Genomic DNA, 12,365 nt, shown 5'->3' on the forward strand with positions numbered 1-12,365 from the left:
TGGAGGTACCCTGTGCGGAGATTATTTCTAGTCGGTATATTGCTAATCTTGTTGACCAGTAGTTTCGCCGAGGTTCTTAAAAGAAGAGGTACGGAAGAAGAATTCTCTTACTCGGAGTTAGCCGGAGGTTCGATTACACTGCCGGTCGATACTACGTTCAGATTCATTCCAGGCTTTGAGCTTTCGGAGGGTGATTTCTGGGTTACTTTTGCGATCCAGGATCCGCTTTTCAGATGGGCAAGCGGCGACGAATTGAGTCCTTGCCTGGTGGAAAAGTACGAGCTGTTGAATTCGAACAAGTCACTTATCATAAAGCTCAGAGACGATATTTTCTGGTATGACGGAACGCCTATAACCAGTGCGGATTTAGAGTACTCGATAAAAGCCTGGAAGAGCACCGAAAGCTCTCCGGTCTATGAGGCTCTCAATGATCCGCGGTTTGGCTGGTTTTCCGTCGTCGACGGCAAGACCGTGGTTTTCAATTTCAATGATTCGTATCCCGAATTCTTGAACTCTTTGAGAACGGGCATACTCGCCAAACATATTTACTCCGACAGACTTGGAATCGAACCGGAGAGCCTGGAAGAGAACATGGAGATGGATAAACCACCCGTGGAAGCTACATCAGGGTCGTTCATGCTCGATCCGGCAAGCGTAAAAGGCAACATTATTCTAAAGAGAAACCCGAACTGGCACGGAGGATCTGGAGACGATCTCTTTCCGCTAGTATTCGAGAGTTGGCCTGGAAAGAGCCTTCTAGATGAAATAAGGCTCGTGGAAGTGGCAGAGCCTCTTGACAGAATTGAGATGTTCGATGCGGGCGAGCTGCATCTTCTCTTCAGTGAACCGGACCATAACGAGTCTCTTCTTAGTGAAGCGGCTTCCGGAAAGTTCAAATCGGGAAGTTTCCCGGATGGTAGTTATCACGTTATCCTCATAAATCATAGAAACGCGCTCCTGGCAGAAAGGGGAGTGAGACAGGCACTCAAGATGTCTCTTGACTACGAATCTCTTCTTGAAGCCCTCCCCAACTCCATTGGGACTTTCATCCCTGTGGATCCCAGGACGTCCATTTTTAAGACTTTGCAAGCTCAGATAGTGGATCTTCCGTACGATCCGGATAAGGCAAAGACCTTTCTTTCAAATGCAGGTTATCCGGGTAGCATAACTTTGTCGATCAAGGTCTATCATGGAGTTGAGAATATATTGCTGGAGGAGCTCCAGAAGAGCTGGGACAAGATAGGTGTGAAACTCGAAGTTGAAAGGCTCGATTGGGGAAGCCTTCTTCGTGACATAGACGAAGGTGATTACGAGCTGGTCTATCTTCGAGTCGAGGCCTTTGATTATCCCGAGATAGCCCCATGGACCAATGAGTATGAGCATGATTTGAAGACAGGCTGGGAAGTGGGTTATGTAAATCCACAAATTTTCAGGATTATGAGAAGGGCCGCCATTGAAACTGACTGGCGAAAACGTGCTCCCTATTATCTTGGGTCATACAGGATATGGACGAACGATGTACCGGTTCTAGTTCTTGCCTACAATCTCTCTTACGCTTTCTGGAATAGCCAGCTCAGCGGGCCGGTCCCGGGCAGAGGGGAGCTTTACGAGAATCTTGCTGAATGGTATTTACAGAAATGAAAGGACAACATAAAGGGGGTATTAAAAATGCTCTATCTTGAAAAGGAGCCTTTTAGGAGAGCACAATATACGATCCTTGAGAACGGTAGAGAACTGGAAAAGAGACTATTCGCCTATTATTTCATGGATGGCCCGGCAAACATTGTTGTTGAGGAGATAGCCGGATATCAGAATGTCGATGGCGGGTTTGGAAACGCTATAGAGCCGGACTTCAGATTGCCAGCGTCTTCTCCAATGGCAACGTCCGTAGCGCTTCAACACCTTGTTCACTTCGATGATTTGCCACTTGCAAAGGGAGTAATCTCGAAAGCGATTGCTTATCTGGACAACACATATGTTTCGGAAAGAAAGGGATGGTTCGCCGTTCCACGAACAGTCAATGACTACCCCCATGCTCCCTGGTGGGGATGCGATGAAGAGAAGGAAATTTGCGCAATCGATGCAAACTGGGGGAACCCAACGGCCGAGATCATAGGATATTTAACCAGGTACAGGGAGTTCACCAATCTAGATGTAGATGAGCTTATTTCTCAGGCAACCAGGTATCTGGAAAGTATGAACACGTTTACCTCTTTTCACGAGATATTATGCTTTGTAAGGCTCTACAGATTACTTGACGAAAAGACGGCCGCAAGTTTAAGGCCAAAGCTCTATGAAGCAGTCTGCACTTTGATCAGCAAGGATGAGGAGGAATGGCGGACGGAGTATGTAGCCAAGCCGCTGGATTTCGTTACTTCTCCCGAAGAGTTCTTCTGCGTCGATAGAGAGCTGATTGAAAAGAATATCGAATACTATATTAACGAGCTTCATACACACGGGAAGATCAAGCCCACCTGGTCCAAGAGCTTCTACGATGGCGAGATGAGCAGGGCCTGGGATGAGTGGGTTGCTATAATAACCTTGAGAGTTCTTTTGATTCTCAAATCATTTGGAAGAATATTGCTCTAAATAGAATTCGAATGGGGGGATAGAAGTGAAGAATATTATCCTGCAGGAAAGGATAATGGCTGTCATTAGAAGCGACAGCGTGGAGAGATGTGTCGAGATTGGAAGAAGCTGTTTCAGAGGAGGCGTGAAGATCCTGGAAATAACCTTCACGGTTCCAGACGCCTCCAAGGCGATCTCAATTCTCTCAAAAGAAATAGAGGGTGCCTACGTTGGAGCTGGAACGGTTATCACTGACGACCAGTTCAGCAAGGCAGTTAAGAGCGGCGCAAAGTACGTTGTAAGTCCGCATCTTTCCGAAGAGCTTGCGATTCAGTCCAGAGCGCTTGAGACGCTCTATCTTCCCGGAATAATGACGCCGACGGAGTATGTAAAGGCAACTGCGCTGGGCAGCTCGATGGTCAAAGTCTTCCCCGGCGATGTCCTTTCGCCATCCTTTGTGAAGTCACTTAGGGGTCCCTTCCCCGAGGCGCTGTGTGTGGTGTCGGGAGGAGTCAATCTTGACAACATAGACACGTGGTTCAAGGCAGGCACCGCCGCCGTCGGTATAGGATCCGATCTGACTAAGGGGAGCCCGGAAGAAATAGAGGAGAAGGCAAGACAGTACGTCGCCAAAGTCAAGAATTTCTTTGGATAAATCTTTGAGTGATCTCATGTATTCTAGATAGTGAATGGATTCTCATGAAGGTCTCTATGAATTCGACGATGGATTTGGGCAGACCCGGATTCACCATGTTCATGGTTCCAATGGATATTGCGCCTGCACCTGCCATAATGAACTCAACAGCATCTTCTCCTGAGGAGATACCTCCCATTCCAATTAAAGGAACGGTTACTTCTCTGCTGATTTCATAGATCATCTTTATCGCTATTGGTTTGATCGCAGGCCCTGACATTCCTCCGGATAGGGCACCTAATGCAGATCTGAATCTGTTTATGTCAATCTTCATGGATGGCACAGTATTTATCAGCGATATTGCCGATGCCCCTGCCATTTCTGCACTTCTGGCGAAGGAAGCGTCAATAGATTGGAAAGGGCTAAGTTTAGCGATCAGCGGGTATTTGCTGGTCTTGCTGCATTCAGATATGACATTGCCGATTCTCTCAGCGCTTGATCCAAAAGAAAGACCTTCTGAATCGACATTTGGGCAGGAAAGGTTTAGTTCGATGGCGGCTGCCCCGTCGATATCATTAAGCCTGTCAGCAATCTCAGCAAACTCAGATACTGAATTTCCACTTATACTAACGATTACTGGAATCTCCAGTTTTCCATACCCGTTTCTGTAGTCTTTGATGAAACTGAGAACACCGGGGTTTTCGAGGCCGATCGAATTTATCATTGAGGAGGGACCCTCAAGGATTCTTGGCTGAGCATTACCCGTCTTCGGGTTCAAAGTGATTGTCTTTGTTACTACCGCTCCGACATATTCAGATTCCAGCAGATCAAAATACGGTTTGGACAGTCCAAAGGTCCCCGAAGAAATGATTACGGGAGTACGCAAAATGCCTATACGCCCAAGATCTGCTCTTAAATCACATTTCATTCCATTCAACCTCTTCCATTTTGAAAACGGGTCCATCCAGACAGACTCGTTTGCTACCCTGTTTCGTATTGATGGTACAGCCATAACAGACCCCGATTCCGCATGCCATTCGTGCTTCAAGAGATACCTCGACTTCTCTCTTGTAGAGAAAGGGGTCAAGCGCCTTCAACATTCTTGTTGGGCCGCAACAGTAGAATCTGTCGTAATTCTCAAGATCAACTTCCTTCAGCCTATCCACAACATTTCCGATGATAGGGTAAGATCCTTTGTCAATGGTGACTAAAACTCCGTTTGATCTCTTCTGAAATCCTTCGATGATTTCTTGAGGGATCTCCTCGGGTTTTGAGAAGCCGAAAATAGTGTCCGCGTTACTGTTTGAATCAAATAGCTTTCGAGAAAGAAGATTCAGTGAAGCAATTCCGCATCCCCCTCCAATCAAAAGCGATCTGCTGTTGCTTGACACGGTGAATCCATTTCCCAGCGGTCCTATGAGATCAACAATGGATCCGGAATTGAGTTCACTCAACCATTTTGTCCCCTTTCCAACAATCTTTATGAATAGGGATAGGCTTTCATTTGAGACATCGAAGACGGAAAAAGGTCTTCTCAAAATCATATCTTCTCCATAACAACCGATTTCAACAAACTGTCCGGGGAGGGTCTGTCGGGAGATATCTCTAGAATTAAGAACCAGTACATGCCCGTCGGAACTGACCCTTTCGTTTCTGATCACTTTGCATTTTTCATTCACAACATTCATACTGACTCTCCAGTGAAGGGGTAGACTATTTTTCCAGAGGCGATGGTATACTTCACCTTCGAATCTAGTTTCTTACCCAGGAATGGAGTATTCTTCCCTTTTGAATACATAGAGGACTCTTCGACAACCCATGACTCATTGGGATCGAAAAGCACAATGTCGGCACGCTCTCCCTCTTCAAGACGAGCGGGATTTATTCCCAAGAGATTCGAAGAATTAAATGTCAGAAGCTTAGTTAGTGCTTGTAGAGAGAGAAGCCCTTCGCTGACAAGGGCAGTGTACGAGAGCGGAAAAAGTAGTTCTACTCCCGAAAAGCCTTTAGCAGGTACTTCAGATGTTTTTTCTTCTAATGTGTGTGGTGCGTGATCTGAAGCAATAATATCTATCAAACCAGAGACTATTGCCCATCTGATCGCTTTCAAATCATCAGGTGTTCTGATCGGTGGATAGACCTCATAAAAGCCGTCGGGCAGCCCCTCGCTTGTTTCTGCAAAATAATGGGGACACGTTTCGATTGTGAATCTGATATTCTTTTCTCTTGCTCGTTTGAGAAAATCAATTGAACTGGCTAAGCTGACGTGCTGAAGATGAAGTCTACCGCCGATCCTCTCGTTAAGGATAACATCCCTGCAAATGACAGCATACTCCGTGTTTCCCAGACTTTTCTCAAATTCCGGAATCTCGGGATGTTCGGCTACAAGGACACCTGTTTCCCTTGAAAACCAGAGAACAGCGGTCATGTCGCCATTTCGATCTACGGGAAGACCGTCATTGGTGAATACTGTTGCGCCTGCTTCATGAAGCTCTTTCCAGTCATTTCGCCTGCCAGACAGGTTTTGATTTATTGAACAAGACTGCAGAACTCTAATAACCGTATCCTTTTGAAAGGACCTGACATAATGATAGTTTTCAACTGAGTCCGGACATGGCATAACATTTGGCATGGCACACAGTGAGGTAACACCGCCGGAGGTCGCCGCCAGGACGCAGCTTTCAACAGTCTCTTTCCACTCATACCCCGGTTGTCTCAAGTGTACATGGGGATCTACTATTCCAGGTATTGCAACAAGTCCTTTGGCTTCAATTATATCTGCATCACCACAGTCAATTTTTGAATCTATTTTCTTTATCACACCGTCGTCGATCAGAATGTCACAGGTTGTTCTGCTGGATCTTCTCCAATCTACGAGATTTGAATTTCTAATTAGAAGCATGTGAACCTCCAAAGATCTCTAGCATCGCATTAAGTAGTTTGGAGAATGAAGTTAGATCCATCGCCTCTCTTGGTGAATGACTTACTCCCGTAGGATTTGGCAGCAAGATAAGAGAAGATGCGAAGTATTTCGAAACCTCCGCAATGTCGTGCCAGGCTATGCTATGCATTCTTGTAGAAGAAAGTCCCTTAACTGTCAAACTGTTTTGAAGGTATTCAAGCAAAGCGATATCCATTGTCGCTGGATCCATGGTGGAGAGCTCCGACGAAGAGAATTCTATAGCAGCCCCTTCGGATACGGCTCTACAATAATCTGTCAGAGAGCCTTTGAATTCTTCGAGAGAACGAACTGAGAAACCTCTTATGTCTACGGTAGTCTCGGTCTCTCCAGGAATCATATTCATTACATTTGGAGTGTTAACTAGCCTAGTTACGGTCCCAACGACCTCATCTGATGACATTAGCTTGCTCAACTCGCTTGCCTTTAATATTGCAGAAGTTGAAGCCAGAAGCGAGTCTCTTCTTGCCGAGAGATTCATAAGGCTCGAATGATTGGTCTCACCTTTGAAAGTGAAACTGAGTCTCCTTTGACCGGCAATCTTCTCAACAAATGCAAGATCCAAGGCTTTTTTTGATAACTCTTTTGATTGATCCACATGTATTTCGATGAAACTTGTTCCTTCTTCAACAGACGGCTTTTCAACTTGTGAAAAGCTCTGAAAATCCGCTTCTTCAATTAGTTTAGTCAGGGATACACGTTTGCCGATCAATGTTTCATAGTCCTCCAAAGCTTCCTCTCCCTTGAAGAAGAACGCCGATCCCAACGATGCCCGGCCGAACAGTGAGGACTCTTCGCAGTTGAAGGCGCATAATTCAATACGTTCGGCATCGGCCTTTCCTAGAAGGCTCAGAAGTAGAGTTCCAAATACAACGCCAGCAGTTCCGTCATACTTGCCGCCATTTGGAACTGAATCATAGTGAGAACAGAAAACTACTTTGTCATCTCTCCGACTTTCTCTCCCGCTGGAGGTCAAGATGTTTCCCATTCTATCGACATAGACTCTCTTTCCAACTTCATTCAACCTTTTCGCCAGATACTCAAGGGCAAGTCTGTTCTCCCTTGTGAAGGGAAGACGAGTAACTCCTTCATCTGTCGAGGTGAATTTCGATAACCTATCTATTTCTTCCGATGCTAGATATTCGAGACCGCTCAAGCTAACTCCTTCACTTTACCGCCGATTCATGCCAGAACAGCAGTTTTTCCTGCAGTTTCTTCATTCCAATATCCAGGAAGAAGCTGAGAAGACTAATTACAGTGATTACTGTCAACAGTAACGTGATATCGTACATCTCGTTCCCTAGAATCAGAAGAAATCCAAGCCCAGCCCTCGAACCCATCATTTCTCCTATGACTGCAGCCGTAATCGACAACACAAGGGCTACACGCAATCCAGTCATCAGATACGGCATCGAGTTCATTAGTTCAAGTTTGAACATTATCTGCAGACGGCTTGCCTTAAGAACCTTCATCAGGTTGTAGTAGTTCTTTTCAGTTGATCTTACTCCGAGAATCATATTTATCATCACAGGAAACAGAGTAACCAAAGCAATTAGGACCACTTTAGACAATATTCCTAGCCCGAACCATAACACAAAGAGCGGAGCAAGCGATATCTTTGGAGCAGTCTGGAATATGAGTATGTACGGGGAAAGCGCCTTCTCGAGAATCTCTATCTTCGCAAGAACGTATCCAAGTACCATTCCAATCACCGCTCCGGAACTGAAACCTATCGCAATCTCTTCGAGCGTTGCCATGAAGTTCTTTTGCAAAACGGAGTTCTTGACCAACTCAATGAACTTGAAGAGAATATCTTCAGGCGGAGGAAGGATGTGTGTTGGAGTATTGAAAATCGTGACCACTGCTTTCCACACGACCAATACAGCTACAAGAAATAGAAAGCTCATTAGCTTTGAATTGATGTTCTTTTTCAAAATCCTTCCTCCTACCCGAAGATCTAATTTAAAGTCTTGGTATTACGAAATCGGCCGCATTGACATCTGTGGTTATCAGATCGTACTCTCTCATGATATCAATTGTCTGCTGCCATCTTTCAACGTTTCCAAATCCGAATCCAAAGGCTTTGGTATCTTCGCTCTGCCAGAGGTAGCCCGCATAGATCTCTGAAAGTATTTCGGCCATGTATTCCTCTCTGCCAATATATGTTGGTGCATACTTCGCGATTGCCACTACAGTGGCTTCCTTCATGTTCTCTGGATCTGAGAGATAGGCCATTACTCTGCTCAAAGCTCTTGTGAATCTAACAGCCAGATCCCTGTTCTCATTCAGAATTTTGTCTCCGGTTACCACAACGTTTCCGAATGAAGGAAGGAACTCATCTGACCTGAATTCATCTACTTCGATTCCTTGATACCTTAGTTCAAAAGTTCTGAGCATCGAGAAGCAAATTGCATCTACTCTCTTGTTTACTAGAGCTGGCACGATAGCCTCGGTACCCACTATCTCAAGCTGGATGTCATTCAGTGAAAGCCCGTTTTTCTTCAAGAGTATCTGTAGCTGCACATAGTTGGGGCTTCCATATGCTGTTATTGCTACTTTCTTCCCTTTGAGATCCTGGGGTGTTTCAATACCGCTTTCCTTAAGGAAGATGGTCGAGCCGAGCCCGTGTTGGTAGGTAGTATGAATAACATTTACCGGTATTCCCTGAGCTCTTGCCGTTATGACTGGTTCGCCATTGGGGAACCCAAATTCAACATTTCCAACCGCAACGTTTCTTATAATGTCTGAGGCGCTTCCAAAGAGATAGTCTACTTCAAGACCTTCCTCTTCAAAATAGCCGAGCTCTATTCCCATATAGATGGGAATGTAGTAAGGAACTGCGGAACCCTCAATCTGCAGGGTTACTTTCTGGGCAAAAACAAACATGCTTACTAGAACCAATAAGAACACAAGTACTGCCTTCTTCAAATCAATCCCTCCTCGTTCAGAGTGTTAAAAAATCTGTTTCAAGTGCAGTCTCTATTGCACAAAGCTGTGCTGACCTATAGTCACTAAGCCATTCATCCGTCTTTCTGTTTCCATGAACTGCCAGGATATTTGCTGCCTTCATTCCCATAAGGCTTGCCAGAGTATAGATCGTCTCGGTTTCCATATCGAAATTGATAACGCCGGCTGATGAGAGCTCTTCAGGCAAACTGGAACCAGGGATTTCAAAACCTTCAATGCACCGACCCTGCCCGGCATAATAAGATTCAACAGTGGCGCCTATGCCGACGTGAGCACTAATCCCCTTTCTAGAAGCGCTTTCGACCAGTGCGACGACCATAAATGGGTCGGCAACGGCCGGGTATTCTACTCTGACGTACATTTTGGAACTTCCGCCTAGTCTTACTGCCCCGGAGTTGATTATCATGTCTCCGCACTTAATGTCCTCTCTAAGCGCTCCACAACCTCCGACTCTGACAACTCTTTCTACACCAAGAGCGTGCAGTTCCACCATAACTATTTCCGATGAACCGCCTCCAATTCCGGTTGAACAGACGCCAAACTCCTTTCCTCCGAAAGTGCCGATTCCCGTTGAGAATTCTCGATTGACGGACAGATATTCAAAGGAATCTGCTGCCTCTTCGAAGAGCTTCAGTCGGTCTGGATCACCTGGAAGGAAGAAAAGCTTCGGAACCTTTGAATCTATGCTCAGCTTCAGATGCGGAAGTTTACCGTTTTCAATGGGATTGCTCGCTGTTGGTTTTTTGAATCCTTCATTCATCACGTTCCCTCCGTGAAGGCCAATTTCGACTCATGCCAGAACAAGAGTTTCTTTTCTACAAGTTCGATACTCCAGTAGAGAATTAATCCCAGGAAAGTGGTAGCAATTATCGATGCCATCAGAAGATTTGCGTCATACAGAGAACTGCCGTAGACAAGCAAGTAACCGAATCCTCTGTCTCCCGCCATCCATTCCGAGACTATTGCCCCTATTACTGACTGCACCATTGCGATCTTTAGTCCCGCCATGATTAAGGGAGTGGCCAACGGAAGTCTCATCTTGAAAGTTGACTGGCGTTCCGATGCGCCGAGAATTGTCATAAGATTCTCGTAGTCCTCCGGGACAGATCGCAGTCCCAAGATTGTGTTTATCATCACTGGGAAGAATGCTGAAAGGACTATAAGCAATAGCTTTGACGGCATCCCGAGTCCGAACCAAATAACAAAGAGAGGAATGAGAGATACTTTTGGCGTAGCCTGAATAAGCATGACATACGGTGAGATAACTTCCTCGAAGGTTCTTGATTTCGCCGAGAAGTATCCGGCAACAAAGCCCAGAATAGATCCAACGGAGAAGCCTATCAGTATCGTATACAGAGTTACCCAGCCTTCTCTTATGAAAGTGCCGTCTGCAATAAGAGAGATAAACCTCTGCCCTACAGCCTCTGGAGGTGGAAGGATAAATCCCGGAACATCTCTGACGATTATGTATCCCTTCCAAAAACCTAAAAAGAGTACCAGGAAAAGAATCGAGATTATCGCTGTTAGGACTTTCTTGCTCATTATTTGAGCATCTCCCTTAGCTCTTTGACGTAGGAGTAGAATTCCGGAGTAAGTTTTGAATCTTCATTTCGCGGTCTAGGCAGTTCAACTTTCATATCCGCGATTACTCTACCGGGTTTTGTACCCATGACAATTATCCTGTCTGAAAGATATACTGCTTCGCTAATGCTGTGCGTCACAAAGATAACCGTCTTTCTCGTTGATTCCCAAATTTCGAGGAGCACGTTGTTCAGATTGTCTCTGGTTATTGCGTCAAGAGCTCCGAAAGGCTCGTCCATAAGTAGAATTGGGGGATTGTAAGACAGGGCTCTCACAATAGATACACGCTGTTTCATTCCTCCTGAAAGTTGTCTGGGGTAGGAATTCTCAAAACCAACAAGCTTCGCGAGTTTGAAAAGATTCCTGACGTTGCTTTCATCTGCTTTCTCCCTGTTGCCCATGATTTCGAATGGAAACAGAGCGTTGTCTATTGCTGTTCTCCAGGGCAAAAGAACGGAATCCTGGAATACGAAACCAAACGGAGGGGTCTTGCGATTCTCTTTCTCCGTAATCTTCACCGTTCCAGAACTTGCCTTAAGAAGTCCCGAGATAATCTTTAGCAGTGTTGATTTCCCACAGCCCGATGGTCCCAGCAGCGAGACGAACTCACCTCTGTTAACTGTGAATGAAACACCATCCAGTGCGACGAATTCCTTTCTGCCCTTCTTTGTCCCACTAGAGAAAACCCTTCCAACGTTACTTACAATTACCACCTGTTCATTCATGCCAACCTCTATAAAGTGTATTTGCTGACGTCCACAGCAGTCTTTTTTAGATTTGCTACAATCTCCTCATTTATTCTTTTTGTACTGAATCTCTCTTTCGGCGCAATCGCAGTTATACTGGCGACAGCACTTCCCGCAGAATCGAAAACGGGCACCGCGACAGCTCTTAGTCCCGGCTCGAATTCCTCGTCGCAGAAAGCAAAGCCTTCTTGCCTCACTCTTTCTAGACGAGCCTTATAATCCTCCGCTGGGCAAGTCTCGATTTCAGGGTTATTGCCGATGTGAGATTTACATATTAGGTCTAACGCTCTATCCTTGTCAATGTTTGCGGCAATAGCCAATCCGGCAGCCGTGCAATGAACAGGAAGATAAACTCCCGATCTGGCCCTGAAACTAAAGACTCTATCGCTTTCAACAGTCAACACAGAGGTTACCCCGTTTTCCGTAAGCTCACTGAAGAAGACAGTTTCATTTATCTTATCTTTCAGCCCAACAAGACAGTTTTTAAGGTTAACAATATTCATCCTTCTAGTGATCTCATTTACCAGGGGTATTATTCTTGGACTCAATCTATAGCGCCTGGCCTCTTCAGACTTGGTCAAGACTTCGCAGTTTACAAGATCATTAAGTATTCTGTGAGATGAGGACATAGGAAAACCGGATTTTCCCGCCGCTTGCTGAACCGTTATTCCGCCACTATCACAATAGGCAACGATTTCTATCATTGTGAGCACTTTCTGGAGATAAGTCATATTCCACCTCGCGGGATATTAATTCTACCAAGTAGAATTATCAAGACTAGTTTACACGGCCACCGTCATATCACCCAACCTTTCCTGAAGATGTTATGGCTGGCTAGAGATGATTAAGCTAGATTAATAACCGCAATCTTATGAATTCGTAATTTTAGACTCATTTGAATGATTCGAGG

General features: G+C 45.4%; 13 protein-coding genes. 3 read left to right on the plus strand and 10 right to left on the minus strand.

The features are described 5' to 3' along the window. Positions 1–12 precede the first annotated feature (12 nt). Genes Y696_RS08260 through Y696_RS08270 form a run of 3 tightly spaced genes read left to right on the plus strand, consistent with a single transcriptional unit; the run spans position 13 to position 3,223 of the window. Positions 13–1,641 carry an ABC transporter substrate-binding protein gene (locus Y696_RS08260; protein ID WP_121510234.1) on the plus strand — a complete coding sequence of 543 codons (1,629 nt, stop codon included), beginning with the start codon at positions 13–15 and terminating at the stop codon, positions 1,639–1,641. 27 nt (positions 1,642–1,668) lie between these two features. Continuing rightward, positions 1,669–2,589 (plus strand): hypothetical protein, encoded by a 921-nt coding sequence (locus Y696_RS08265; RefSeq protein ID WP_121510235.1) that lies wholly within the window; start codon positions 1,669–1,671, stop codon positions 2,587–2,589. A 25-nt stretch (positions 2,590–2,614) separates the two neighbouring features. Then, complete coding sequence (locus Y696_RS08270; protein ID WP_121510236.1) at positions 2,615–3,223, plus strand: bifunctional 4-hydroxy-2-oxoglutarate aldolase/2-dehydro-3-deoxy-phosphogluconate aldolase; 609 nt, start codon at positions 2,615–2,617, stop codon at positions 3,221–3,223. Here the strand turns inward: Y696_RS08270 and Y696_RS08275 are convergent. From Y696_RS08275 to Y696_RS08320, 10 genes are read right to left on the minus strand one after another with little or no spacing between them, the layout of a single operon-like run. Continuing rightward, the gene (locus Y696_RS08275; RefSeq protein ID WP_183084202.1) at positions 3,204–4,130 is read right to left on the minus strand and encodes a dihydroorotate dehydrogenase; all 927 of its coding nucleotides are present in this window, start codon (positions 4,128–4,130) and stop codon (positions 3,204–3,206) included. The genes Y696_RS08270 and Y696_RS08275 overlap by 20 nt on opposite strands. Further along, positions 4,120–4,890 carry a dihydroorotate dehydrogenase electron transfer subunit gene (locus tag Y696_RS08280; protein WP_121510238.1) on the minus strand — a complete coding sequence of 257 codons (771 nt, stop codon included), beginning with the start codon at positions 4,888–4,890 and terminating at the stop codon, positions 4,120–4,122. Before Y696_RS08280 ends, Y696_RS08275 begins: the two co-directional genes overlap by 11 nt. Next, positions 4,887–6,104 carry a dihydroorotase gene (locus tag Y696_RS08285; RefSeq protein WP_121510239.1) on the minus strand — a complete coding sequence of 406 codons (1,218 nt, stop codon included), beginning with the start codon at positions 6,102–6,104 and terminating at the stop codon, positions 4,887–4,889. The genes Y696_RS08280 and Y696_RS08285 overlap by 4 nt, the downstream gene beginning before the upstream one ends. Beyond that, a complete protein-coding gene (locus Y696_RS08290) occupies positions 6,091–7,317 on the minus strand; it encodes a hydantoinase/carbamoylase family amidase (RefSeq protein ID WP_121510240.1) in 1,227 nt (408 codons plus the stop codon). Before Y696_RS08290 ends, Y696_RS08285 begins: the two co-directional genes overlap by 14 nt. A 10-nt stretch (positions 7,318–7,327) precedes the next feature. Next, entirely contained in the window at positions 7,328–8,095 is a 768-nt protein-coding gene (locus tag Y696_RS08295; RefSeq protein ID WP_121510241.1) for an ABC transporter permease, read from the minus strand. 28 nt (positions 8,096–8,123) lie between these two features. Further along, complete coding sequence (locus Y696_RS08300; RefSeq protein WP_121510242.1) at positions 8,124–9,089, minus strand: ABC transporter substrate-binding protein; 966 nt, start codon at positions 9,087–9,089, stop codon at positions 8,124–8,126. Between the two features lie 16 nt (positions 9,090–9,105). Continuing rightward, positions 9,106–9,888, minus strand: a complete 783-nt coding sequence (locus Y696_RS08305; protein WP_121510243.1) for a nucleoside phosphorylase — start codon at positions 9,886–9,888, stop codon at positions 9,106–9,108. Continuing rightward, positions 9,888–10,670 (minus strand): ABC transporter permease, encoded by a 783-nt coding sequence (locus Y696_RS08310; RefSeq protein ID WP_121510244.1) that lies wholly within the window; start codon positions 10,668–10,670, stop codon positions 9,888–9,890. The genes Y696_RS08305 and Y696_RS08310 overlap by 1 nt, the downstream gene beginning before the upstream one ends. Further along, positions 10,670–11,434 carry an ABC transporter ATP-binding protein gene (locus tag Y696_RS08315; protein ID WP_121510245.1) on the minus strand — a complete coding sequence of 255 codons (765 nt, stop codon included), beginning with the start codon at positions 11,432–11,434 and terminating at the stop codon, positions 10,670–10,672. The genes Y696_RS08310 and Y696_RS08315 overlap by 1 nt, the downstream gene beginning before the upstream one ends. 8 nt (positions 11,435–11,442) lie before the next feature. Further along, on the minus strand, positions 11,443–12,186 hold the full coding sequence (locus Y696_RS08320; RefSeq protein ID WP_121510246.1) for an IclR family transcriptional regulator: 744 nt from the start codon (positions 12,184–12,186) through the stop codon (positions 11,443–11,445). Between the last annotated feature and the right edge of the window lie 179 nt (positions 12,187–12,365).

It is taken from the genome of Mesotoga sp. H07pep.5.4, from assembly GCF_003664935.1.
GTDB lineage: Bacteria > Thermotogota > Thermotogae > Petrotogales > Kosmotogaceae > Mesotoga > Mesotoga prima.